This window comes from Kribbella antiqua, assembly GCF_004345665.1.
In the GTDB taxonomy this organism is placed as follows: domain Bacteria; phylum Actinomycetota; class Actinomycetes; order Propionibacteriales; family Kribbellaceae; genus Kribbella; species Kribbella antiqua.
In genome coordinates, this window is record NZ_SLWR01000003.1 from 523,068 (window position 1) to 547,002 (window position 23,935).

Annotated in this window: 30 protein-coding genes and 1 pseudogene; all 31 read left to right on the forward strand. The window is 67.2% G+C overall.

Features of this window, described 5'->3' with window-relative positions; translation table 11 throughout:
- Positions 1–55 precede the first annotated feature (55 nt).
- The 31 genes and pseudogenes from EV646_RS11960 (at position 56) to map (ending at position 23,902) form a co-directional block, all read left to right on the forward strand.
- Positions 56–3,916 (forward strand): DNA-directed RNA polymerase subunit beta', encoded by a 3,861-nt coding sequence (locus EV646_RS11960; protein ID WP_132147572.1) that lies wholly within the window; start codon positions 56–58, stop codon positions 3,914–3,916.
- Positions 3,917–4,124: 208 nt separating this feature from the next.
- Positions 4,125–5,444: a nuclear transport factor 2 family protein gene (locus EV646_RS11965; protein WP_132147575.1), complete on the forward strand. Its 1,320-nt coding sequence runs from the start codon at positions 4,125–4,127 to the stop codon at positions 5,442–5,444.
- Complete coding sequence (locus EV646_RS11970; protein ID WP_132147578.1) at positions 5,437–6,198, forward strand: maleylpyruvate isomerase N-terminal domain-containing protein; 762 nt, start codon at positions 5,437–5,439, stop codon at positions 6,196–6,198. The genes EV646_RS11965 and EV646_RS11970 overlap by 8 nt, the downstream gene beginning before the upstream one ends.
- 280 nt (positions 6,199–6,478) lie before the next feature.
- The gene (gene rpsL / locus EV646_RS11975) at positions 6,479–6,853 is read left to right on the forward strand and encodes a 30S ribosomal protein S12 (RefSeq protein WP_012923692.1); all 375 of its coding nucleotides are present in this window, start codon (positions 6,479–6,481) and stop codon (positions 6,851–6,853) included.
- Entirely contained in the window at positions 6,853–7,323 is a 471-nt protein-coding gene (gene rpsG / locus EV646_RS11980) for a 30S ribosomal protein S7 (protein WP_132147581.1), read from the forward strand. Before rpsL ends, rpsG begins: the two co-directional genes overlap by 1 nt.
- 122 nt (positions 7,324–7,445) lie before the next feature.
- Entirely contained in the window at positions 7,446–9,506 is a 2,061-nt protein-coding gene (gene fusA, locus EV646_RS11985) for an elongation factor G (RefSeq protein WP_241995840.1), read from the forward strand.
- 72 nt (positions 9,507–9,578) lie between these two features.
- Complete coding sequence (tuf, locus tag EV646_RS11990) at positions 9,579–10,772, forward strand: elongation factor Tu (protein ID WP_132147588.1); 1,194 nt, start codon at positions 9,579–9,581, stop codon at positions 10,770–10,772.
- 351 nt (positions 10,773–11,123) lie between these two features.
- Positions 11,124–11,432, forward strand: coding sequence for a 30S ribosomal protein S10 (gene rpsJ, locus EV646_RS11995; RefSeq protein ID WP_012923688.1), 309 nt, complete (start codon positions 11,124–11,126; stop codon positions 11,430–11,432).
- Between the two features lie 16 nt (positions 11,433–11,448).
- Positions 11,449–12,105 (forward strand): 50S ribosomal protein L3, encoded by a 657-nt coding sequence (rplC, locus tag EV646_RS12000; RefSeq protein WP_132147591.1) that lies wholly within the window; start codon positions 11,449–11,451, stop codon positions 12,103–12,105.
- Positions 12,102–12,794 (forward strand): 50S ribosomal protein L4, encoded by a 693-nt coding sequence (gene rplD, locus EV646_RS12005; protein ID WP_132147594.1) that lies wholly within the window; start codon positions 12,102–12,104, stop codon positions 12,792–12,794. Before rplC ends, rplD begins: the two co-directional genes overlap by 4 nt.
- Positions 12,791–13,096 (forward strand): 50S ribosomal protein L23, encoded by a 306-nt coding sequence (gene rplW, locus EV646_RS12010; protein ID WP_132147597.1) that lies wholly within the window; start codon positions 12,791–12,793, stop codon positions 13,094–13,096. Before rplD ends, rplW begins: the two co-directional genes overlap by 4 nt.
- A complete protein-coding gene (gene rplB, locus EV646_RS12015) occupies positions 13,096–13,929 on the forward strand; it encodes a 50S ribosomal protein L2 (RefSeq protein ID WP_132147599.1) in 834 nt (277 codons plus the stop codon). The genes rplW and rplB overlap by 1 nt, the downstream gene beginning before the upstream one ends.
- Positions 13,930–13,945: 16 nt before the next feature.
- A complete protein-coding gene (gene rpsS, locus EV646_RS12020; RefSeq protein WP_131361012.1) occupies positions 13,946–14,227 on the forward strand; it encodes a 30S ribosomal protein S19 in 282 nt (93 codons plus the stop codon).
- A gap of 50 nt (positions 14,228–14,277) precedes the next feature.
- Positions 14,278–14,754 (forward strand): annotated as a pseudogene (rplV, locus tag EV646_RS12025) (50S ribosomal protein L22); the annotation flags it as partial.
- A 101-nt stretch (positions 14,755–14,855) separates the two neighbouring features.
- Entirely contained in the window at positions 14,856–15,710 is an 855-nt protein-coding gene (rpsC, locus tag EV646_RS12030) for a 30S ribosomal protein S3 (RefSeq protein WP_132147605.1), read from the forward strand.
- A 3-nt stretch (positions 15,711–15,713) separates the two neighbouring features.
- Positions 15,714–16,133: a 50S ribosomal protein L16 gene (rplP, locus tag EV646_RS12035; RefSeq protein WP_132147608.1), complete on the forward strand. Its 420-nt coding sequence runs from the start codon at positions 15,714–15,716 to the stop codon at positions 16,131–16,133.
- Positions 16,133–16,435: a 50S ribosomal protein L29 gene (gene rpmC, locus EV646_RS12040; protein ID WP_132147611.1), complete on the forward strand. Its 303-nt coding sequence runs from the start codon at positions 16,133–16,135 to the stop codon at positions 16,433–16,435. Before rplP ends, rpmC begins: the two co-directional genes overlap by 1 nt.
- Positions 16,436–16,458: 23 nt before the next feature.
- Entirely contained in the window at positions 16,459–16,731 is a 273-nt protein-coding gene (gene rpsQ / locus EV646_RS12045) for a 30S ribosomal protein S17 (protein WP_479684488.1), read from the forward strand.
- Positions 16,732–16,837: 106 nt separating this feature from the next.
- On the forward strand, positions 16,838–17,206 hold the full coding sequence (gene rplN, locus EV646_RS12050) for a 50S ribosomal protein L14 (RefSeq protein WP_012923677.1): 369 nt from the start codon (positions 16,838–16,840) through the stop codon (positions 17,204–17,206).
- Position 17,207: 1 nt separating this feature from the next.
- Positions 17,208–17,594: a 50S ribosomal protein L24 gene (gene rplX, locus EV646_RS12055; protein ID WP_132147617.1), complete on the forward strand. Its 387-nt coding sequence runs from the start codon at positions 17,208–17,210 to the stop codon at positions 17,592–17,594.
- On the forward strand, positions 17,594–18,166 hold the full coding sequence (gene rplE / locus EV646_RS12060; RefSeq protein WP_132147620.1) for a 50S ribosomal protein L5: 573 nt from the start codon (positions 17,594–17,596) through the stop codon (positions 18,164–18,166). Before rplX ends, rplE begins: the two co-directional genes overlap by 1 nt.
- Position 18,167: 1 nt before the next feature.
- A complete protein-coding gene (locus tag EV646_RS12065) occupies positions 18,168–18,353 on the forward strand; it encodes a type Z 30S ribosomal protein S14 (RefSeq protein ID WP_012923674.1) in 186 nt (61 codons plus the stop codon).
- Between the two features lie 91 nt (positions 18,354–18,444).
- On the forward strand, positions 18,445–18,852 hold the full coding sequence (gene rpsH, locus EV646_RS12070) for a 30S ribosomal protein S8 (protein WP_132147623.1): 408 nt from the start codon (positions 18,445–18,447) through the stop codon (positions 18,850–18,852).
- 27 nt (positions 18,853–18,879) lie between these two features.
- Positions 18,880–19,422 (forward strand): 50S ribosomal protein L6, encoded by a 543-nt coding sequence (rplF, locus tag EV646_RS12075; RefSeq protein ID WP_132147626.1) that lies wholly within the window; start codon positions 18,880–18,882, stop codon positions 19,420–19,422.
- A gap of 2 nt (positions 19,423–19,424) precedes the next feature.
- Positions 19,425–19,808, forward strand: a complete 384-nt coding sequence (rplR, locus tag EV646_RS12080; protein ID WP_132147629.1) for a 50S ribosomal protein L18 — start codon at positions 19,425–19,427, stop codon at positions 19,806–19,808.
- Between the two features lie 33 nt (positions 19,809–19,841).
- Positions 19,842–20,441: a 30S ribosomal protein S5 gene (rpsE, locus tag EV646_RS12085; protein WP_132147632.1), complete on the forward strand. Its 600-nt coding sequence runs from the start codon at positions 19,842–19,844 to the stop codon at positions 20,439–20,441.
- Positions 20,441–20,623, forward strand: a complete 183-nt coding sequence (rpmD, locus tag EV646_RS12090; protein ID WP_132147635.1) for a 50S ribosomal protein L30 — start codon at positions 20,441–20,443, stop codon at positions 20,621–20,623. The genes rpsE and rpmD overlap by 1 nt, the downstream gene beginning before the upstream one ends.
- Before the next feature lies 1 nt (position 20,624).
- Positions 20,625–21,065 (forward strand): 50S ribosomal protein L15, encoded by a 441-nt coding sequence (gene rplO / locus EV646_RS12095; protein ID WP_132147638.1) that lies wholly within the window; start codon positions 20,625–20,627, stop codon positions 21,063–21,065.
- 135 nt (positions 21,066–21,200) lie between these two features.
- Positions 21,201–22,502, forward strand: a complete 1,302-nt coding sequence (gene secY, locus EV646_RS12100) for a preprotein translocase subunit SecY (RefSeq protein WP_132147641.1) — start codon at positions 21,201–21,203, stop codon at positions 22,500–22,502.
- Positions 22,502–23,074 (forward strand): adenylate kinase, encoded by a 573-nt coding sequence (locus EV646_RS12105; protein ID WP_132147644.1) that lies wholly within the window; start codon positions 22,502–22,504, stop codon positions 23,072–23,074. Before secY ends, EV646_RS12105 begins: the two co-directional genes overlap by 1 nt.
- A 6-nt stretch (positions 23,075–23,080) precedes the next feature.
- Positions 23,081–23,902 (forward strand): type I methionyl aminopeptidase, encoded by an 822-nt coding sequence (gene map, locus EV646_RS12110; RefSeq protein ID WP_422386706.1) that lies wholly within the window; start codon positions 23,081–23,083, stop codon positions 23,900–23,902.
- Positions 23,903–23,935: the final 33 nt, after the last annotated feature.

A 23,935-nucleotide genomic window follows, 5' to 3' on the forward strand; every position in this document is an offset into this window, starting at 1 on the left:
AGATCAACAACCAACTCAACTCAGACCAACTTTTAACATCGGGAGATAACACATCGTGCTCGACGTGAACTTCTTCGACGAGCTTCGGATCGGCCTGGCGACCGCGGATGAGATCCGCCAGTGGTCGCACGGCGAGGTCAAGAAGCCCGAGACGATCAACTACCGGACCCTCAAGCCCGAGCGGGACGGCCTCTTCTGCGAGAAGATCTTCGGTCCCACCCGGGACTGGGAGTGCTACTGCGGTAAGTACAAGCGCGTTCGCTTCAAGGGCATCATCTGCGAGCGGTGTGGCGTCGAGGTCACCCGCTCCAAGGTGCGCCGCGAGCGGATGGGCCACATCGAACTGGCCGCGCCGGTCACCCACATCTGGTACTTCAAGGGTGTCCCGTCGCGACTCGGCTACCTGCTCGACCTCGCCCCGAAGGACCTGGAGAAGGTCATCTACTTCGCGGCGTACATGATCACCGACGTCGACGAGGAGGCGCGGCACCGCGACCTCTCGTCGCTGGAGGGCCGGACCGACGTCGAGCGCAAGCAGCTCGAGAACCGGCGCGACAACGACATCGAGACGCGGATGAAGAAGCTCGAGGAGGACCTGGCGCAGCTCGAGGCCGAGGGCGCCAAGGCCGACGTACGGCGCAAGGTCAAGGAAGGCGCCGAGCGTGAGGTCAAGCAGCTGCGCGACCGGGCGCAGCGCGAGATCGACCGCCTCGACGAGGTCTGGACCCGGTTCAAGAACCTGAAGGTCCAGGACCTGGAGGGCGACGAGATCCTCTACCGCGCCATGAAGGAGCGGTTCGGCAAGTACTTCGAGGGCGCCATGGGTGCCGCCGCGATCCAGCGCCGGCTGGAGACCTTCGACCTGAAGGCCGAGGCGGACAACCTGCGCGAGACGATCAAGACCGGCAAGGGCCAGCGCAAGACCCGCGCCCTGAAGCGGCTCAAGGTCGTCACCGCGTTCCTGGCCACCAACAACAGCCCGATGGGCATGGTGCTCGACTGCGTGCCGGTGATCCCGCCGGACCTGCGGCCGATGGTTCAGCTCGACGGTGGCCGGTTCGCCACCTCGGACCTGAACGACCTGTACCGCCGGGTGATCAACCGGAACAACCGGCTCAAGCGGCTGCTCGACCTGGGCGCGCCGGAGATCATCGTCAACAACGAGAAGCGGATGCTGCAGGAGGCCGTCGACGCGCTGTTCGACAACGGCCGCCGCGGCCGTCCGGTCACCGGCCCGGGCAACCGGCCGCTGAAGTCGCTGTCCGACATGCTCAAGGGCAAGCAGGGCCGCTTCCGGCAGAACCTGCTCGGTAAGCGCGTCGACTACTCCGGTCGTTCGGTGATCGTCGTCGGCCCGCAGCTGAAGCTGCACCAGTGCGGTCTGCCGAAGGCGATGGCGCTGGAGCTGTTCAAGCCTTTCGTGATGAAGCGGCTGGTCGACCTCAACCACGCTCAGAACATCAAGTCCGCCAAGCGGATGGTGGAGCGCCAGCGCGCCCAGGTCTGGGACGTGCTGGAAGAGGTCATCACCGAGCACCCGGTACTGCTGAACCGTGCGCCTACGCTGCACCGGCTCGGCATCCAGGCGTTCGAGCCGCAGCTGATCGAGGGCAAGGCGATCCAGATCCACCCGCTCGTCTGCTCCGCGTTCAACGCGGACTTCGACGGTGACCAGATGGCGGTGCACCTGCCGCTGTCGGCCGAGGCGCAGGCCGAGGCCCGGATCCTGATGCTGTCGACGAACAACATCCTGAAGCCGGCCGACGGCCGTCCGGTCACGATGCCGACGCAGGACATGATCATCGGCATCTACTTCCTGACCATGCTGAAGGAAGGTGCTCTCGGCGAGGGCCGGGCGTTCAGCTCGGTGGCCGAGGCGCTGATGGCGTTCGACCGCAACGAGCTGTCGCTGCAGGCGAAGATCACGCTGCGCCTGGACGAGGCCGCCGTACCGGCTGGTGCGGTGGCGCGGGAGGACGGCGGGTTCTCGCTGGAGACCACGCTGGGTCGCGCGCTGTTCAACGAGGCACTGCCGGCGGACTACCCGTTCGTCGACGTCGAGGTCGGCAAGAAGCAGCTGGGCGGGATCGTCAACGACCTGGCCGAGCGGTACTCCAAGGTCCAGGTGGCCAACTGCCTGGACGCGCTGAAGGACCTCGGTTTCCGCTGGGCCACCCGGTCCGGCGTGACCGTGTCGATCGACGACTTCAGCACGCCGCCGTCCAAGCCGGAGATCATGGCCCGGTACGAGTCGCAGGCCGAGAAGGTCCAGAAGCAGTTCGAGCGAGGCCTGATCACCTCGTCCGAGCGGCGCCAGGAGCTGATCGAGATCTGGACCGGCGCCAACGCCGAGGTCGGCAAGGCGATGGAGGAGAACTTCGAGAAGGCCAACCCGATCTGGATGATGGTCCACTCGGGTGCCCGAGGCAACATGATGCAGATCCGGCAGATCGCCGGTATGCGTGGTCTGGTGGCCAACCCGAAGGGTGAGATCATCGCCCGGCCGATCAAGTCCAACTTCCGCGAGGGTCTGTCGGTGGTCGAGTACTTCATCGCCACCCACGGTGCCCGGAAGGGTCTGGCCGACACCGCGCTGCGGACCGCCGACTCGGGGTACCTGACCCGTCGTCTGGTGGACGTCTCGCAGGACGTGATCATCCGCGAGGAGGACTGCGGTACCGAGCGCGGCCTGCCGAAGAAGATCGGCGAGCCGGGTCCGGACGGCAAGGTCGTGCACGCCGAGAACGTCGAGACCAGCGCGTACGCACGGACGCTGGCGACCGACGTGGTGGATGCGTCCGGCACCGTCGTACTGGAGGCCGGCAGCGACCTGGGCGACGTCTCGATCGCCAAGCTGGTCGAGGCCGGGATCGAGGAGGTCAAGGTCCGCTCCGTGCTGACCTGTGACGCCAAGACCGGTACCTGCGCGAAGTGCTACGGCCGTTCGCTGGCGACCGGCAAGCCGGTCGACATCGGCGAGGCGGTCGGCATCATCGCGGCCCAGTCCATCGGTGAGCCGGGTACGCAGCTGACGATGCGGACCTTCCACACCGGTGGTGTCGCGGGTGATGACATCACCCACGGTCTGCCGCGTGTGGTCGAGCTCTTCGAGGCCCGCCAGCCCAAGGGCAAGGCGCCGATCTCGGAGGCCGCGGGCCGGATCTCGATCGAGGACACCGACAAGACCCGGAAGCTGGTGCTCACCCCGGACGACGGTTCCGAGGAGGTCGCCTACCCGGTGTCGAAGCGTGGCCGCCTGCTGATCGAGGAAGGTCAGCACGTCGAGGTCGGTCAGCAGCTGACGCAGGGTACGCCGGACCCGCAGGAGGTACTGCGGATCCTCGGTGTGCGCAAGGCGCAGGAGCACCTGGTGGACGAGGTCCAGGAGGTGTACCGGTCGCAGGGTGTGGCCATCCACGACAAGCACATCGAGATCATCGTCCGGCAGATGCTGCGCCGGGTCACGGTGATCGAGTCGGGCGACGCCCAGCTGCTGCCGGGTGAGCTCGCGGACCGGATCACCTTCGAGGCGGAGAACCGCCGGGTGGTCGCCGAGGGCGGTACGCCGGCCTCGGGTCGTCCGGTGCTGATGGGTATCACCAAGGCCTCGCTGGCGACCGAGTCGTGGCTGTCGGCCGCCTCCTTCCAGGAGACGACCCGCGTCCTCACCGAGGCCGCGATCCACGGCAAGTCCGACTCGCTGGTCGGTCTGAAGGAGAACGTCATCATCGGCAAGCTGATCCCGGCCGGTACGGGCATGGACCGGTACCGCAACATCCGGGTGGAGCCCACCGAGGAGGCGAAGGCCGCGATGTACTCGATGGTCGGCTACGAGTCGTACGACTACGACTTCGGCCCGTCCACCGGCCAGTCGGTCCCGCTCGACGACTTCGACCTCGGTTCCTACCAGAACTGATTAGAGTCACCCGCCGAGGGCGGCACTCCCCACTCCGGGGGTGCCGCCCTCGCGGCGTTTTGGCGGGGCCTGGGTGCTTACGACTGGGGTGCGTCAAACGCTTGGTGGACGTGGGATTTCGGCGTACCGAGGGGGATTGCGGAGCGGAGTGTGGAGTACACGCGGGGTGGCGGGTGAAAGTGTCCGGGGGATAGGCCAAGATTGCTTCATGACGGATCTTCCGGCCTCTCTGCGGCCTTTCGTCCTCGAGGTTCTGGACGGCGACAGCGTGCAGGTGGACAGGGTCGGTGAGATCGACTTCTACCGTCCGGGCGGCACGGCCCGGACAGCTGCGATTCTCTTTGTGCACGGGGGTCCAGGGCCGGCCGAGCTCGAGGCGACGCCTCGGGACTGGCCGGTCTACCAGGGCTACGCGTCCGCCGTCGCGCGGCGCGGACTGACCGCCGCTGTCGTCGACCACAGCCTGATCCACGGCCTCGACCAACTGGTCACCGCCGCGGACCAGGTGGAGGCGGCTGTCGGCGTACTGCGGTCCGATCCGCGGGTCGACCCGGATCGGGTCGCTCTGTGGTTCTTCTCCGGCGCCGGTCTGCTGGCGGGGGAGTGGCTGGACAGCCGCCCCGACTGGCTGCGCTGCGTCGCCCTGACCTATCCGCTGCTCGCCACCCCGCCCGGTGTCGACGAACTGGTCAATGCCGCCGAAGTGATCGGCAAACACAAGGATCTGCCGGTACTGCTGACGAGAGCCGGGCTGGAGCGCCCGGAGCTCGCCGGACCGGTCGCGGAGTTCGTCTCCGCCGGTGGTACCGCGCTGGACATCATCGACGTACCGAAAGGGCACCACGGGTTCGACATGCTCGACCACACCGAAGAATCACGCGCCGCCGTCACCAAGGCCCTGGACTGGGCGATAGCCCACCTGGGCGAAGACCCCGACGACAAGGGCAAGCTGCTGGTCCCACCGCCGGCCGCCAAGCCGTCCACCCGCCGTACGGCGGCTGCCGCCAAGCCTGCTGCCGCCAGACCTGCCGCGAAAGCACCTGCTGAACCCGCCAGTCAGCAGGTGCCGGCCGCTCCGACTACCACTGCCACTCCGACCCCAGAGCCCACTCCTACACCGACTCCTGCTCCTACGCCCACCGCCACTGCGGCTGTAACGCCGCTTGCCAGCGTTGGGGCCGCCACGGTCGCGGCTGCTACCGCTGACACCCCGGCCGCGCGTGTGGTGGCCCGGGAGCACGCCGCGTACGCCGCCCACGACCTCGAGGCGTTCCTCGCGATGTACTCACCGACCGCCCGAATCGAAATGGCCGACGGGACCGAGCTGAAGGGCCGCCGGTTCCTGCGCGAGTACTACCGGTCCCGGTTCGACGCCGGCCAGTGCAAGACCGAGGTGGTGCAGAAGCTGATGCTCGGCGAGTGGGTGGTCGAGCACATCCAGGCCTACGACACCGACCAAATGGTCCCGATGCTCGCCCTCTACCGCGTCACCGAAGGCCTGATCGCCGAAGTCCAGTTCCGTGTCTGACGGAATCGACTATCTGGCCGAGTTCGAACGGACGGCCGCGGAGTTCGCGGCCGTCCTCGACCGGGTGGATCCGGGCGCCGCGGTGCCCGGCTGCCCCGGCTGGACACTGGCCGATCTGGCGCTGCACATCGGCGCCGGCCAGCGCTGGGCCGCATCCATCCTGCTCAGCGGCGCCGCCCAGAAGGTCCCCGAGGTCCTGCGTACGACGATCTCGTGGGCCGACTGGTATGCCGGCACGACCGCCGCACTGACCGCGGCGATCCGGGCCGTCGACCCGGACGAGCCGTGCTGGAACTTCGCGCCGGTCGACCAGCGAGCGGGATTCTGGTCGCGCCGCCGCCTGCATGAGACGGCGATCCACCTTGTGGACGCGGTTCAGGCCGGCGACCTGGGCGCCACTGGTCTTGAGGTGATACCTCCGGCGATCGCGGCCGACGGGGTGGACGAGGTGTTCGGGGTGTTCCTGGCGCGGATGCTGGCCCGCGGGTTCGCGCCGGCGGTCACCCGGCAGATCGGCGTACGGGCAACCGACACCGGCGATGAATGGACGGTGACGCCTGCGCCGGAAGGGGCTGTATCCAACGGGATTGGGCCGCAGGTGGAACGCGGCAAGGCAGCCGGCGAAGCGGTCGTCTCGGGCACCGCAGCCGAGCTCGACCTATGCCTCTGGAAACGCTTGCCGCCAAGCGTTCCGGCGGTCGAGGGAGACCCTGCTGTTGCAGCCGCTTTTCTGGCCGGAACAGCCGCCCCTTGAACCCTGTAGACTGGGTCAGCGGAAGGGTCTCAGTACCGGTCGGTTACTCATTTTGACCGTGCTTGAGGCAGACGCTAGTCTTAACGATCGTGCCCGGGTCATCCTGGGCCGTCATGCGTGCCCCTCGTCGAACCGGGTCTGCGCGCGTGGCACGGGAGTCCTGCCGACAGTCTGGAAGATTACGGCTTTCGGTATCCCCGTGCGCACGCGACACACCCGACCGCGGGGGTCAGGCGAGAAGCAGCAGAAGAAAGCCGGACGACAGAAAGAGACCTACGCGGTGCCCACCATTCAGCAGCTGGTCCGCAAGGGCCGCCAGGACAAGGTGTCCAAGAACAAGACGCCCGCCCTGAAGGGTTCCCCTCAGCGTCGCGGTGTGTGCACGCGCGTCTACACCACTACGCCGAAGAAGCCGAACTCGGCCCTTCGCAAGGTTGCGCGTGTCCGCCTGACCAGCGGCATCGAGGTCACCGCGTACATTCCCGGCGTCGGCCACAACCTGCAGGAGCACTCGATCGTGCTCGTGCGTGGCGGTCGTGTGAAGGACCTTCCGGGTGTCCGGTACAAGATCATCCGCGGTTCGCTCGACACCCAGGGTGTGAAGAACCGGAAGCAGGCCCGCAGCCGTTACGGCGCGAAGAAGGAGAAGAGCTAATGCCGCGCAAGGGCCCCGCCCCGAAGCGCCCGGTCATCATCGACCCGGTCTACAGTTCGCCGCTGGTCACCCAGTTGATCTCCAAGATCCTGGTGGACGGCAAGAAGCAGATCGCGCAGAGCATCGTCTACACGGCGCTCGAGGGCACCCGCGCGAAGACCGGCACCGACCCGGTCATCACGCTGAAGCGTGCGCTCGACAACGTGAAGCCGAGCATCGAGGTGAAGAGCCGCCGGGTCGGTGGCGCCACCTACCAGGTGCCGATCGAGGTGAAGCCGGGCCGCTCCACCACGCTCGCGCTGCGCTGGCTGACGACGTACTCCCGCGCCCGTCGCGAGAAGACCATGTCCGAGCGCCTGATGAACGAGATCCTGGACGCCTCCAACGGCCTGGGTGCCTCGGTCAAGCGCCGCGAGGACACGCACAAGATGGCCGAAGCCAACAAGGCTTTCGCCCACTACCGCTGGTGATCCGGGGTCCGATCCGGACCCCAGCGCTCACCCCTTTGACGCAGTACAGAATCGAGAGGTAGACCACCGAGGTGGCCGTACAAATCACCACCGACCTGGCCAAGGTCCGCAACATCGGGATCATGGCCCATATCGACGCCGGCAAGACGACGACGACCGAGCGGATCCTCTTCTACACCGGTATCACCTACAAGATCGGTGAGGTCCACGAGGGCGCCGCCACGATGGACTGGATGGAGCAGGAGCAGGAGCGCGGCATCACGATCACGTCGGCCGCGACGACCTGCACCTGGAAAGACCACACCATCAACATCATCGACACCCCGGGCCACGTCGACTTCACCGTCGAGGTGGAGCGCTCGCTGCGCGTGCTCGACGGTGCCGTCGCGGTGTTCGACGGTGTCGCGGGTGTGGAGCCGCAGTCCGAGACCGTGTGGCGGCAGGCGGACCGGTACGGCGTACCGCGGATCTGCTTCGTCAACAAGCTGGACCGGACCGGTGCGGAGTTCATGCGCTGCGTCGACATGATCAAGGACCGCCTCGCCGCGGTGCCGCTGGTCATGCAGCTGCCGATCGGCGCCGAGTCCGACTTCATCGGCGTCGTCGACCTGGTCGGGATGCGTGCGCTGACCTGGCGCGGTGAGACCAAGATCGGTGAGGACTACACGGTCGAGGAGATCCCGGCCAGCCACACCGACCTCGCCGCCGAGTGGCGCGACAAGCTGATCGAGACCGTCGCCGAGGCCGACGACGAGATCATGGAGCTGTACCTGGAGGGCGATGAGCCGACCCAGGAGCAGCTGGTCGCCGCCATCCGCCGGGCCACCCTGGCCAGCAAGCTGACCCCGGTCCTGACCGGCACGGCGTTCAAGAACAAGGGCGTCCAGCCGCTGCTCGACGCGGTCAACGCCTACCTGCCGAGCCCGATCGACGTCCCGGCCATCGAGGGCCACGACGTCAAGGACGCGGAGAAGGTCGTACTGCGCAAGCCTGACGACAGCGAGCCGTTCTCGGCGCTGGCGTTCAAGATCGCGGCCGACCCGCACCTGGGCAAGCTGACCTTCATCCGGGTGTACTCCGGCAAGCTGGAGACCGGCACCCAGGTGCTGAACCCGACCAAGGGCCGCAAGGAGCGGATCGGCAAGATCTACCGCATGCACGCGAACAAGCGTGAGGAGATCGCGTCGATCGGCGCCGGCCACATCGTCGCCGTGATGGGCCTGAAGGACACCACCACCGGTGAGACCCTGGCCGACCCGTCGAACCCCGTCGTACTGGAGTCGATGCAGTTCCCGGCCCCGGTCATCTCGGTCGCCATCGAGCCCAAGTCGAAGGCCGACCAGGAGAAGCTGGGCGTCGCGATCCAGCGGCTGGCCGAGGAGGACCCGACCTTCCAGGTCCGGACCGACGAGGACACCGGCCAGACCATCATCGCCGGTATGGGCGAGCTGCACCTCGAGGTGCTGGTCGACCGGATGAAGCGCGAGTTCCGGGTCGAGGCGAACGTCGGCAAGCCGCAGGTCGCCTACCGCGAGACCATCACCAAGAAGGTCGAGAAGGTCGACTACACGCACAAGAAGCAGACCGGTGGTTCGGGTCAGTTCGGTCGCGTGATCATCGACATCGAGCCGACTTCGGTGGAGGCCGGCGGCGAGGGCGGCTACGAGTTCGTCAACGCCGTCACCGGTGGCCGCATCCCGCGGGAGTACATCCCGTCGGTGGACGAGGGCTGCCAGGAGGCGATGGAGTTCGGCGTACTGGCCGGCTACCCGATGGTGGACGTCAAGGTCACGCTGCAGGACGGCGCGTACCACGACGTCGACTCCTCCGAGCTCGCGTTCAAGATCGCCGGCTCGATGGCGTTCAAGGAGGCCGCCCGCAAGGCCGGGCCGGTCATCCTGGAGCCGATGTTCGCGGTCGAGGTCACCACGCCCGAGGACTACATGGGCGAAGTGATCGGCGACCTCAACTCTCGCCGCGGCCAGATCCAGTCGATGGACGAAGGCCCCGGTGGCAGCCGGGTCGTGAAGGCCCTGGTGCCGTTGTCGGAGATGTTCGGGTACGTCGGTGACCTGCGTTCCAAGACGCAGGGCCGCGCGTCGTACTCGATGCAGTTCGATTCCTACGCCGAGGTTCCGAAGAACGTGGCGGAAGAGATCATCAAGAAGGCCCGGGGCGAGTAGTCTCTCGCTCCTGACCACCACACCCCAAGCGCGTCGGCGTACGGCGTAGTCAATTTATCTAGGAGGGCCCCAGTGGCGAAGGCGAAGTTCGAGCGGACTAAGCCGCACGTCAACATCGGCACCATCGGTCACATCGACCACGGTAAGACCACTCTTACCGCGGCGATCACCAAGGTGCTGCACGACAAGTACCCGACGCTCAACGAGGCATCGGCCTTCGATCAGATCGACAAGGCGCCGGAAGAGCGCCAGCGCGGTATCACCATCTCCATCGCGCACGTCGAGTACCAGACCGAGGCCCGGCACTACGCCCACGTCGACTGCCCGGGTCACGCGGACTACATCAAGAACATGATCACCGGTGCGGCGCAGATGGACGGCGCGATCCTGGTCGTCGCCGCCACCGACGGTCCGATGCCGCAGACGCGTGAGCACGTGCTGCTCGCCCGCCAGGTCGGCGTGCCGGCCATGGTCGTGGCGCTGAACAAGTGTGACATGGTCGACGACGAGGAGATCCTGGAGCTCGTCGAGCTCGAGGTCCGGGAGCTGCTCTCGGAGCAGGAGTTCGACGGCGACAACGCGCCGATCGTCCGCGTCGCCGCTCACCCGGCGCTGCAGGGCGACGCCAAGTGGGGCGAGTCGATCATCGAGCTGATGAACGCGGTCGACGAGTACATCCCGCAGCCGGAGCGCGAGATCGACAAGCCGTTCCTGATGCCGGTGGAGGACGTCTTCACCATCACGGGTCGCGGCACCGTCATCACCGGCCGGATCGAGCGCGGTGTCATCAAGGTCAACGAGACCGTCGACATCGTCGGCATCCGTCCGGAGAAGCAGACCACCACGGTCACCGGTATCGAGATGTTCCGGAAGCTGCTGGACGAGGGCCAGGCCGGTGAGAACGTCGGTCTGCTGCTTCGTGGCACCAAGCGCGAGGACGTCGAGCGCGGCATGGTCGTCATCAAGCCGGGCACCACGACCCCGCACACCAACTTCGACGCCTCGGTCTACATCCTGTCGAAGGAGGAGGGCGGCCGTCACACGCCGTTCTTCCAGAACTACCGGCCGCAGTTCTACTTCCGCACCACGGACGTCACCGGCGTCGTCACGCTGCCCGAGGGCACCGAGATGGTCATGCCGGGCGACAACACCGACATGTCGGTCGAGCTGATCCAGCCGATCGCCATGGAAGAGGGCCTGAAGTTCGCGATCCGGGAAGGTGGCCGCACCGTCGGCGCCGGCCGGGTCACCAAGATCGTCAAGTGATCACACGAGGTCCGCGCGGGCTCTCCCCGCGCGGACCTCTGCTTTGCGCCGGATCCGGAGCTCAGGTGGGCCCGGATCAGGCGTGAAGCCACCCGATTGGCGTTCCGGCGCCGATCTCTGGCACAATATTCAGGTTGCTCAGGCGAGGCCGCCGGGGCGCGCCCCAGACCATCTGGTCTGGCTGGTGCGCCGGACCGGAGACCATGCCGAGGTTCCGGTCCGAGACCGGGCCCCGATCACCAATCCAGGTCGATGAAGCGGTGAGTCGCGCGCGTTCCGCGTCCGCGACACACCCGACCGCGGGGGTCGGAGCAACGCAACGAAGACGATAGAGAAGGACAAAGCGAAGCGATGGCGGGACAGAAGATCCGCATCCGGCTGAAGGCCTACGACCACGAGGTCATCGACAGCTCGGCGCGCAAGATTGTCGACACGGTGACGCGTACTGGTGCGAAGGTTGCTGGCCCGGTGCCGTTGCCGACGGAAAAGAACGTGTTCTGCGTCATCCGCTCGCCGCACAAGTACAAGGACAGCCGCGAGCACTTCGAGATGCGCACCCACAAGCGGCTCATCGACATCATCGACCCCACGCCGAAGACCGTCGACTCGCTGATGCGGCTCGACCTGCCGGCCGGCGTCGACATCGAGATCAAGCTCTGAGGGACGCGAACAGCCAATGAGCACTGTCAAGAACACGCGCGGTCTGCTGGGCACCAAGCTCGGCATGACCCAGACCTGGGACGAGAACAATCGCGTCGTCCCCGTCACCGTGATCCAGGCCGGCCCGTGCGTGGTGACCGAGGTGCGTACCTCGGCCAGCCACGGGTACGACGGCGTCCAGATCGCCTTCGGCGACATCGACCCCCGCAAGGTGAACTCGCCGATGCGCGGCCACTTCGAGAAGGCCGGCGTGACTCCTCGCCGCCACCTGCTCGAGCTGCGGACCGCCGACGCGAGCGAGTACACGCTGGGCCAGGAGATCAAGGCCGAGGCCTTCGCCGCCGGTGAGGCCGTGGACGTCTCCGCCACCAGCAAGGGCAAGGGCTTCGCCGGTGTGATGAAGCGGCACGGCTTCGGTGGTCTGCGCGCCACCCACGGTGTGCACAAGAAGCACCGCTCGCCGGGTTCGATCGGCGGCTGCGCCACCCCGGGCCGGGTTTTCAAGGGCCTGCGGATGGCCGGCCGGATGGGCAACGAGCAGGTCACCACGCAGAACATCACCGTGCACGCGGTGGATGCCGACCGTGGCCTGATCCTGCTCAAGGGCGCCGTCCCCGGCCCCAAGGGCGGCCTCGTGCTGATCCGCAACGCCGCGAAGGGAGCTGCCAAGTGAGCACCGTCGACGTCGTCGCCGTGTTGGGCGACAAGGTCAGCAAGAAGGGCTCCGCCGAGCTTCCGGCCGAGCTGTTCGACGTCCAGGTCAACATCCCGCTGATCCACCAGGTCGTGGTGGCCCAGCTGGCCGCGGCCCGCCAGGGTACGCACAAGGCGAAGACCCGGGGCGAGGTCTCCGGCGGTGGCGCCAAGCCGTACCGGCAGAAGGGCACCGGTCGCGCCCGTCAGGGTTCGACCCGCGCGCCGCAGTTCACCGGTGGTGGCGTCGTCCACGGCCCGGTGCCGCGCGACTACAGCCAGCGGACCCCGAAGAAGATGATCGCCGCCGCGCTCCGCGGTGCGCTCTCGGACCGGGCCCGCGACGGCCGGGTCAGCGTGGTCGAGAAGTTCGTGGACGGCGACAAGCCCTCCACCAAGGCCGCGCTGAACGTGCTGGCCGAGGCCGCCGAGCCGGGCAAGGTGCTGGTCGTCGTCGAGCGCGCCGACGAGCTCACCTGGCTGAGCCTGCGGAACGTGCAGCACGTGCACCTGATCGCCGCCGACCAGCTGAACGCCTACGACGTACTCGTCAGCGACTCGGTGGTCTTCACCAAGCCCGCGCTGGACGCGTTCGTTGCCGGCGCCCCGAAGGGCAAGTCCATCAAGGCCGTCGCCACGTCGACTGAGGCCGAGGAGGTAGAAGCATGAGCCACGGAGTCAACAAGGACCCCCGGGACGTGCTGCTCCGGCCGGTCGTGAGCGAGAAGAGCTACGGCCTGCTGGACGAGCAGAAGTACACGTTCGAGGTGGACCCGAACGCCAACAAGACCGAGATCAAGCTCGCGGTCGAGAAGGTCTTCAAGGTCAAGGTCAGCGACGTGAACACCATCAACCGCAAGGGCAAGCGCCGCCGGACCCGGTCCGGCTGGGGCAAGCGCCCGGACACCAAGCGGGCGATCGTGACCCTCAAGGGTGACGACCGCATCGACATCTTCGGAGGCCAGTCGTAATGGGTATCCGCAAATACAAGCCGACGACGCCGGGCCGCCGTGGCTCGAGCGTGGCCGACTTCGTCGAGCTCACCCGTTCGACCCCCGAGAAGTCGCTGCTGCGGCCGCTGCCCAAGAAGGGCGGCCGGAACAACTCCGGCAAGATCACCACCCGGCACCAGGGCGGCGGTCACAAGCGGGCGTACCGGCTGATCGACTTCAAGCGGTACGACAAGGACGGTGTGCCGGCCAAGGTCGCGCACATCGAGTACGACCCGAACCGCACCGCGCGGATCGCGCTGCTGCACTACGTCGACGGCGAGAAGCGCTACATCCTCGCCCCGTCGAACCTGAAGCAGGGCACGATCGTCGAGAACGGCCCGGCCGCCGACATCAAGATCGGCAACAACCTGCCGCTGCGCAACATCCCGGTCGGCTCCACGGTGCACGCCGTCGAGCTGCGCCCGGGCGGCGGCGCCAAGATGGGCCGCTCGGCCGGTGCCAGCATCCAGCTGGTCGCGAAGGAAGGCCGGATGGCCACCCTGCGGATGCCGTCCGGCGAGGTCCGGATGGTCGACGTGCGCTGCCGCGCCACCCTCGGTGAGGTCGGCAACGGCGAGCAGTCGAACATCAACTGGGGCAAGGCGGGCCGGATGCGCTGGAAGGGCAAGCGCCCGACCGTCCGTGGTGTCGCGATGAACCCGGTCGACCACCCGCACGGTGGTGGTGAGGGTAAGACCTCGGGTGGTCGCCACCCGGTGTCCCCGTGGGGCAAGCCCGAGGGGCGGACCCGCACCCGCAAGGAAAGCGACCGTTTGATCGTCCGGCGCCGCAAGGCCGGCAAGAAGCGTTGATTAGGGAGCCGGCCAGATGCCACGCAGCCTGAAGAAGGGCCCGTTCGTCGACCACCACCTGATGAAGAAGGTGGAGGTGCAGAACGAGAAGGGCACCAAGAACGTCATCAAGACCTGGTCCCGCCGATCGATGATCGTGCCGGACATGATCGGCCACACGCTGGCGGTGCACGACGGCCGCAAGCACGTGCCGGTGTTCGTGACGGACGCGATGGTCGGGCACAAGCTCGGCGAGTTCGCCCCGACTCGGACGTTCAAGGGTCACGAGAAGGACGACCGAAAGTCACGGCGTCGCTGACCTCGTGTCAGTGACGAAGCGATAGCAACCTACGGAGAGATTCGAACATCATGAGCGTTCAAGAGCGTAGGGCCGTCAGTGCCCGTCGCGAGAGCCTGCTGGGCGACGAGCCCGGGGCCTTCGCGGTCGCGCGCTTCGTCCGCGTGACGCCGATGAAGGCGCGCCGCGTGGGCGACCTGGTGCGCGGTCTGGGCGTCGACGACGCACTCGCCACTCTGAAGTTCGCCCCGCAGGCCGCTGCCGCGACCGTGTACAAGGTCGTCGACAGCGCCGCGGCGAACGCCGAGGGCACCGAGCACCTGAGCCGGGCCGACCTGGTCGTGACCAAGGTCCTGGTGGACGAGGGACCGACGCTGAAGCGTCACCGCCCGCGTGCCCAGGGCCGGGCCACCCGGATCGACAAGCGGACCAGCCACATCACCGTCGTGGTCACCCCGCGGGTCGAGGAGGAGCCGGTCGCGAAGGCTCCGGCGAAGAAGTCCGCCAAGAAGGCGGACGCGGCCAAGAAGGCCCCGGCCAAGAAGGCCGCGGCCGACCAGGCCGAGACCGCCGACAAGCCGGCCAAGAAGGCGACCGCGAAGAAGCCGGCCGCCAAGAAGGCAACCGCTGAGAAGAAGGAGTCCTGACTGTGGGCCAGAAGGTAAACCCGCACGGGTTCCGTCTCGGCATCAGCACCGACCACAAGAGCCGCTGGTACGCCGACAAGCTGTACAAGGACTACGTGGGCGAGGACGTCAAGATCCGCCGCCTGCTGAGCAAGGGCATGGAGCGCGCCGGCATCTCCCGCGTGGAGATCGAGCGCACCCGTGACCGCGTCCGCGTCGACATCCACACCGCCCGTCCGGGCATCGTCATCGGCCGCCGCGGCGCCGAGGCGGACCGGATCCGGGGCAGCCTGGAGGAGCTCACCGGCAAGCAGGTGCAGCTGAACATCCTCGAGGTGAAGAACTCCGAGGTCGACGCCCAGCTCGTCGCGCAGGGCGTGGCCGAGCAGCTGTCCGGTCGCGTGGCGTTCCGCCGCGCGATGCGCAAGGCGATGCAGACCACCATGCGTGGCGGCGCCCTGGGCATCCGGATCCAGTGCTCCGGCCGGCTCGGTGGCGCCGAGATGTCGCGGTCGGAGTTCTACCGCGAGGGCCGGGTGCCGCTGCACACGCTCCGCGCGGACATCGACTACGGCTTCTACGAGGCCCGTACGACCTTCGGCCGGATCGGCGTGAAGGTCTGGATCTACAAGGGTGACGTGGCCGGCTCCCGGGCCGAGCGCGAGGCTCAGGCCGCCGCTCGGGCCGCGACCCAGCAGCGCCGTCCGGCTCGCCGCGACGACCGCGGTGGCCGTGGTGGCGACCGTGACCGCGGTGACCGCGGCGGCCGTGGTGGAGACCGCGGCGGCCGCAACGAGGCGCGCTCCGCGGCTCCGGCCGCCGAGGCAACCGCGCCGGCTGCCGACAAGCCCGCCGAGACGACCGGAACGGAGAGCTGACCGATGCTCATCCCCCGCAAGGTCAAGCACCGCAAGCAGCACCACCCGAAGCGCTCCGGCGCTGCCAAGGGCGGTACCACGCTGGCCTTCGGTGACTTCGGCATCCAGGCGCTGGAGAGCCACTACGTCACCAACCGGCAGATCGAGTCCGCGCGTATCGCGATGACCCGGCACATCAAGCGTGGCGGCAAGGTGTGGATCAACATCTACCCCGACCGCCCGCTGACCAAGAAGCCGGCCGAGACCCGGATGGGTTCCGGTAAGGGTTCGCCGGAGTGGTGGATCGCCAACGTCAAGGCCGGCCGGGTCATGTTCGAGCTGTCCGGTGTGCCGGAGGAGATCGCTCGCGAGGCCATGCGCCGCGCGATTCACAAGTTGCCGATGAAGTGCCGCTTCATCACCCGAGAGGCAGGTGAGAACTGATGGCTACCCTGACCGCCGCCGAGCTGCGGAACCTGGGCCGGGACGAGCTGCTGAGCAAGCTCGGCGAAGCCAAGGAGGAGCTGTTCAACCTCCGGTTCCAGGCTGCCACGGGTCAGCTGGAGTCCCACGGCCGGCTGCGCGCCGTCCGCAAGGACATCGCCCGCATCTACACGGTGCTGACCGAGCGGGCGCTCGGCATCACCGATGAGGTCGACGCGGCGCCGGCCGCCGCCGAGGACGCCGTACCGGCTGACGAGGCCGAGACCGCGGACGAGACCGAGAAGGCCGGGAGCAAGGCATGACCGAGAACGCGAAGGACGAGACCGTGAGCACGACCACCACCGAGGCGCGAGGCCGCCGGAAGACCCGTGAGGGCCTGGTGCTGAGCGACAAGATGGACAAGACCGTCGTGGTGCAGGTCGAGGACCGGGTCAAGCACGCGCTGTACGGCAAGGTCATCCGGCGCACCAGCAAGCTCAAGGCGCACGACGAGCAGAACGCCGCCGGTATCGGCGACCGCGTCCTCCTGATGGAGACCCGGCCGCTGTCGGCGACCAAGCGCTGGCGCGTCGTGGAGATCCTCGAGAAGGCCAAGTAGTTCCCGGCCAGGTGCGTCCAGCGCAGGACCGGCAACCAATCGAAATTTATTCGTTCCGCAAGGCTCACGTGAGTGAGAACCAGCGAGACAACCAGGAGATCAACAGATGATCCAGCAGGAGTCGCGACTGAAGGTCGCCGACAACACGGGTGCCAAGGAGATCCTTTGCATCCGCGTGCTCGGTGGCTCCGGTCGGCGCTACGCCGGTGTCGGAGACACGATCGTCGCCACCGTCAAGGACGCGATCCCCGGCGGTGGTGTGAAGAAGGGTGACGTCGTCAAGGCGGTCGTCGTACGGACCGTGAAGGAGCGCCGGCGTCCGGACGGCTCCTACATCCGGTTCGACGAGAACGCCGCCGTCATCCTGAAGGCCGACGGCGAGCCGCGTGGCACCCGTATCTTCGGGCCGGTCGGCCGGGAGCTGCGGGAGAAGCGCTTCATGAAGATCATCTCGCTCGCCCCGGAGGTGCTCTGAGATGGCGCAGAAGAAGCTGCACGTGAAGAAGGGCGATCAGGTCCGCGTGATCGCCGGTAAGTCCAAGGGCCTCGAGGGCAAGATCATCCAGGTCCTGCCCGACGCCGAGAAGGTCATCGTCGAGGGCGTGAACCGGGTCAAGAAGCACACCAAGGTGCAGCAGGCCCAGCGCGGCGGCACGACGGGTGGCATCGTCACCCAGGAAGCCCCGATCCACGTCTCGAACGTGATGCTTCTGGTCGAGGTCGAGAAGGACGGCAAGAAGCAGAAGGTGACCACCCGCGTCGGCTACAACCGCGTCGAGGTGCAGAAGCGGCGCCCCGACGGCTCGACGTACACCGGTTTCCGGAGCGTCCGGATCGCGCGGCGTACCGGCGAGGAGATCTGATGACCACCGCAGTGAGCGAGACCAAGGTCCAGCCGCGGCTGAAGACGAAGTACCGCGAGGAGATCGTCGGCAAGCTGCAGGAGCAGTTCCAGTTCGAGAACGTCATGCAGGTGCCCGGCCTCACCAAGATCGTGGTGAACATGGGTGTCGGCGAGGCGGCTCGCGACTCCAAGCTGATCGACGGCGCGGTGAAGGACCTGGCCGCGATCACCGGCCAGAAGCCGCAGGTCACCAAGGCCCGTAAGTCGATCGCGCAGTTCAAGCTGCGTGAGGGAATGCCGATCGGCGCGCACGTGACGCTCCGCGGCGACCGGATGTGGGAGTTCCTGGACCGGCTGCTGGCGCTCGCGCTGCCGCGGATCCGTGACTTCCGCGGTCTGTCGCCGAAGCAGTTCGACGGCACCGGGAACTACACCTTCGGCCTGACCGAGCAGGTGATGTTCCACGAGATCAACCAGGACCGGATCGACCGGGTCCGGGGTATGGACATCACCGTGGTGACCACCGCGAAGAACGACGACGAGGGCCGGGCCCTGCTGCGGCAGCTCGGTTTCCCGTTCAAGGAGAACTGACGTGGCGAAGACAGCACTCAAGGTCAAGCAGGCCCGGAAGCCGAAGTTCGCGGTGCGCGGTTACACCCGCTGCCAGCGCTGCGGCCGGCCGAAGGCGGTCTTCCGCAAGTTCGGCCTGTGCCGGATCTGCCTGCGGGAGATGGCGCACCGGGGCGAGCTGCCCGGTGTGACCAAGTCCAGCTGGTGACCGTCTCCACCCCCGATCTTTTCTCCATTCACCATCTAGTCACCGTAGGTCGCCGGCCGGCGAAACCACGGCGGGAAAGAGGCCCCAGGCCATGACGATGACCGACCCGATCGCAGACATGCTGACGCGTCTGCGCAACGCCAACCAGGCGTACCACGAGTCGACCTCGATGCCGTACAGCAAGATCAAGCAGGGCATCGCCGACATCCTCCAGCAGGAGGGCTACATCTCCTCCTACAAGGTGGAGGACCCCAAGGAGGGGGCCGTCGGCAAGACCCTGGTCGTCGACCTCAAGTTCGGCCCGAGCCGGGAGCGCTCCATTGCGGGCGTCCGCCGGATCAGCAAGCCGGGCCTGCGGGTCTACGCGAAGTCGACCAACCTGCCCAAGGTTCTCGGTGGCCTGGGCGTCGCGATCATCTCGACGTCCCAGGGGCTGCTGACGGACCGCCAGGCCAAGAACAAGGGCGTCGGCGGGGAAGTCCTCGCCTACGTCTGGTGACGAAGAACCGGAAGGAGGACCACTCTCATGTCTCGCATCGGTAAGCTCCCGATCTCGGTCCCGTCCGGCGTCGACGTCACGATCGACGGCCAGACGGTCACCGTGAAGGGTCCCAAGGGTCAGCTCTCGCACGTCGTGGCTGAGCCCATCGCGGTCAACCGGGAGGAGGACGGCACCATCGCCGTCACCCGCCCCGACGACCAGCGCAAGAGCAAGGAACTGCACGGCCTGTCCCGCACCCTGATCGCCAACCTGGTGACCGGCGTGACGGACGGCTACGAGAAGAAGCTCGAGATCGTCGGCGTCGGGTACCGCGTCCTGGCCAAGGGACCGACCCAGCTGGAGTTCTCGCTCGGGTACAGCCACACCATCACGGTGGACGCGCCGGAAGGCATCACGTTCGCGGTGGAGGCGCCGACCCGGTTCTCGGTGCAGGGAATCGACAAGCAGTCCGTCGGCGAGGTTGCCGCCAACATCCGCAAGCTGCGCAAGCCCGAGCCGTACAAGGGCAAGGGTGTGCGGTACGCCGGCGAGCAGGTGCGCCGCAAGGTCGGAAAGGCTGGTAAGTAACCATGGCGATCGGACTGCGTCCGCACAAGCACTCCGCCAAGAAGACGGCCTCCCGGCTGCGTCGCCAGATCCGGGTCCGGAAGAAGATCAACGGCACGGCCGACCGGCCGCGGCTGGTGGTCACCAAGTCGTCCAAGCACCTGTTCGTGCAGGTCATCGACGACGTGGCCGGCAAGACGCTGGCGTCCGCCTCCACCATGGAGGCCGACCTGCGTGGCGCGGAGGCGAACAAGACCGACAAGGCCAAGACCGTCGGCGGCCTGATCGCCGACCGGGCCAAGGCCGCCGGCATCGACTCGGTCGTCTTCGACCGGGCCGGGAACAAGTACCACGGCCGCATCGCGGCCCTGGCCGACGCCGCCCGCGAGGGCGGCCTCGGGTTCTGACATGGCGACATACAAGGAAGAAGGTAGTTCGAAATGAGCGGAGGCCAGCAGCGTCGCGGAGGCGGCGCCGGTGGTGAGCGCCGTGGTCGCGACGGTGGTCGCGGTCAGGCAGCTGACAAGACCGCCTACATCGAGCGCGTGGTAGCCATCAACCGTGTCGCCAAGGTCGTGAAGGGTGGTCGTCGCTTCAGCTTCACCGCCCTCGTGGTCGTCGGCGACGGTGAAGGCACCGTCGGTGTGGGTTACGGCAAGGCCAAGGAGGTGCCCGCGGCGATCGCCAAGGGTGTCGAGGAGGCCAAGAAGGCATTCTTCAAGGTGCCGAGGATCCAGGGCACCATCCCGCACCCGGTCCAGGGTGAGAAGGCCGCCGGCGTGGTGCTGCTGCGCCCGGCCGCTCCCGGTACCGGTGTCATCGCGGGTGGTTCGGCGCGCGCCGTACTGGAGTGCGCCGGGATCCACGACGTCCTGAGCAAGTCGCTGGGATCGGCGAACGCCATCAACGTGGTGCACGCCACGGTGGAGGCGCTGCGCAGCCTGGAGACCCCGGAGGCCGTGGCCGCGCGTCGTGGCCTGCCGGTCGAGCACGTCGCCCCGGCGGCGCTGCTGAAGGCGCGGGCGGAGGTGGCCTCCTGATGGCACGCCTGAAGGTGACTCAGGTCCGTTCCGGTATCGGTGGCAAGCAGAACCAGCGGGACACGCTGCGCACTCTGGGCGTCAAGCGGATCGGCGACACCGCCGTCCACGAGGACAAGCCCGAGGTCCGCGGCATGGTCCGTGCGGTTCGCCACCTCATCACCGTCGAGGAGGTCGACTGACATGGCGCTGAAGGTTCACCACCTGCGTCCGGCGCCCGGTGCCAAGACCGCCAAGACCCGCGTGGGTCGTGGTGAGGGCAGCAAGGGCAAGACGGCCGGCCGCGGTACCAAGGGCAGCAAGGCGCGCAACAACATCCCCGAGTGGTTCGAGGGTGGGCAGATGCCGCTGCACATGCGGCTGCCGAAGCTGAAGGGCTTCAAGAGCAGGAACCGGGTGGAGTTCCAGGTCGTTAACCTGGACAAGCTCGGACAACTGTTTCCCGAGGGCGGTGAGGTCGGCGTGGCCGACCTGGTCGCCAAGGGCGCGGTTCGCAGTGGTCAGCCGGTCAAGGTGCTGGGTGACGGCGAGCTGACCGTGGCGCTGCAGGTTTCGGTGCACAAGTTCTCCAAGTCCGCCCAGGAGAAGATCCAGGCGGCCGGGGGGACCACCACCGAGGTGTGACGAGGTCCAGGGCTCGTGCGAGCCGGCGCTTGATATCGTGCGCTGGAGTTCGGACGAGCCCTGGTTCGTCTCTTGCCCGGCTGCTTTGCTAGGCCCCTGCCCTGACCGGGCAGAGGAAACTTGTGGGAGGACAGGGTGTTAGGCGCCTTTGCCAACGCGTTCAAGACTCCGGACCTGCGCCGGAAGATCTTGTTCGTGCTCTTTATCGTCGTGATCTTCCGGATCGGTTCTGTCGTCCCCGCGCCGGGCGTCAACGTCAAGTCGCTGGACACCTGTCTGAAGGCGGCCCAGGGCGGCGCGAACGCGAACCTCTACAACCTGATCAACCTGTTCTCCGGCGGTGCGCTGCTGCAGCTCGCGATCTTCGCGCTCGGCATCATGCCGTACATCACCGCCAGCATCATCCTGCAGCTGCTCACCGTGGTGATCCCGCGGCTGGAGTCGCTGAAGAAGGAGGGCCAGGCGGGACAGGCCAAGATCACCCAGTACACCCGGTTCCTGACCGTCGGCCTGGCGATCCTGCAGGCCACCGCGTTCGTGGCCCTGGCCCGCACCCCGGGCCGGCTGTTCCAGGGCTGCCAGGAGCCGCTGCTGCACCGCGACGACTGGTTCACGGTCGTCGTCATGGTGCTGACCATGACCGCCGGTACCGGCGTCATCATGTGGCTGGGCGAGCTGATCACCGACCGGGGTGTCGGCAACGGCATGTCGATCCTGATCTTCACCCAGATCGTCGCCACCTTCCCCTCGCAGCTGTGGAACATCCGCAAGGAGAAGGGCATCGCCACCTTCGTGGTGGTGGTCGCGATCGGCCTGGTGATCATGGCCGCGGTCATCTTCATCGAACAGGCGCAACGCCGGATCCCGGTGCAGTACGCCAAGCGGATGGTCGGCCGGAAGATGTTCGGCGGTACGTCGACGTACATCCCGCTGAAGGTCAACCAGGCCGGCGTCATCCCGGTCATCTTCGCCTCCAGCCTGCTCTACCTGCCGGTGCTGGTCAGCCAGTTCAAGCAGGGCGAGGGCTGGGCGAACTGGATTCAAGGAAACCTGGTCAAGGGCGACCACCCGATCTACATGGTGACGTACGTCGCTCTGATCATCTTCTTCACGTACTTCTACGTCTCGATTACCTTCAACCCGAAGGAAGTCGCGGACAACATGAAGAAGTACGGCGGGTTCATCCCGGGCATCCGGGCCGGCCGGCCGACGGAGGAGTATCTGGCGTACGTCCTGTCCCGCATCACGCTGCCGGGTGCGATCTACCTCGCGTTGATCTCGATGATCCCGCTGGTCGCCTTGGTGCTGCTGAACGCGAACCAGAACTTCCCGTTCGGTGGTACGTCGATCCTGATCATGGTCGGTGTCGGACTGGACACTGTGAAGCAGATCGAGAGCCAGTTGCAGCAGCGTAACTACGAAGGGTTCTTGCGCTGATGAGAATGTTGCTGATGGGTCCGCCCGGGGCGGGCAAGGGCACGCAGGCAAAGGTGCTTGCGGAACGCCTGAATATCCCGGCCGTGTCCACCGGCGACATCTTCCGTGCGAACGTGAAGGACGAGACGCCGCTGGGCCTGGAGGCCAAGCGGTACATGGACGCCGGCGACTATGTCCCGGACGAGGTCACCAACGCGATGGTCCGGGACCGGCTGTCCGAGGCGGACGCCGGCGACGGGTTCCTGCTCGACGGCTATCCGCGGACGCTGGCCCAGGTGGGCACGCTGGACGACATCCTGGCCGAGCACGGCCACAAGCTGGACGCGGTGGTGGCGCTGATCGCCGACACCGACGTACTGGTGGCGCGGATGCTCAAGCGGGCGCACGTCGAGGGCCGGTCGGACGACTCCGAAGAGGTCGTCCGGCACCGGCAGGACGTCTACACCGCCGAAACCAAGCCGCTGCTGCGGGTCTACGCGCAGCGCGGCCTGCTGGTCGAGGTGGACGGCGTCGGCGAGATCGACGAGGTCAGCGAGCGGGTGCTCGCCGCCCTCAAAACCGTCACTGAGTAGCTCGTGATGTTCCGAGACCGCGGGATCGAGATCAAGACCCGCGAGCAGATCCTCTCCATGCGTGCGGCCGGCCTGGTCGTCGGCCGCACGCTGGAACTGCTCCGCGGTGAGGTCCGGGCCGGTATCAGCACCGGCGAGCTGGACGCGATCGCCGAGGACAACATCCGCTCCTCCGGCGCCATCCCGTCGTTCAAGGGCTACCACGGCTTCACCGGTTCGATCTGCGCGTCGGTGAACGACGAGATCGTGCACGGCATCCCCGGTAGCCGGGTGCTCGAGGACGGCGATCTGATCTCCATCGACTGTGGTGCGATCGTCGACGGCTGGCACGGCGACGCCGCGATCACGGTGGCCGTCGGCGAGGTGGATCCGGAGCTGCTCGACCTGGCCCGGATCTGCGCAGAGTCGATGTGGCACGGGTTCGCCGCGGCCAGGCTGGGTGGCCGGCTGAGCGACATCTCGGCCGCGATCGAGCGGCACGTACGCGCGAATTCGTCGTACGGGATCGTGGAGGACTTCGTCGGGCACGGGATCGGGTCGGCGATGCACCAGCCGCCGAACGTGCCGAACTTCGGCCGACCGGGCCGCGGACCGAAGCTGGTCGAGGGACTGGCACTCGCGGTCGAACCGATGCTCACGCTCGGCAAGCAGGACAACCACACGCTCGAGGACGACTGGACGGTCGTCACCAACGACGGCCTGGCCGCCGCGCACACCGAGCACAGCTTCACGCTGACCCCGGAGGGTCCGTGGGTGCTGACCGCCCTCGACGGCGGCGAGGCCGAATTGTCCAAGCTCGGCGTCAAGTGCGGAGCTCTGAGCGACTAGCGTCCACCCGTTGGGGGACGCCACGGCCCTTGT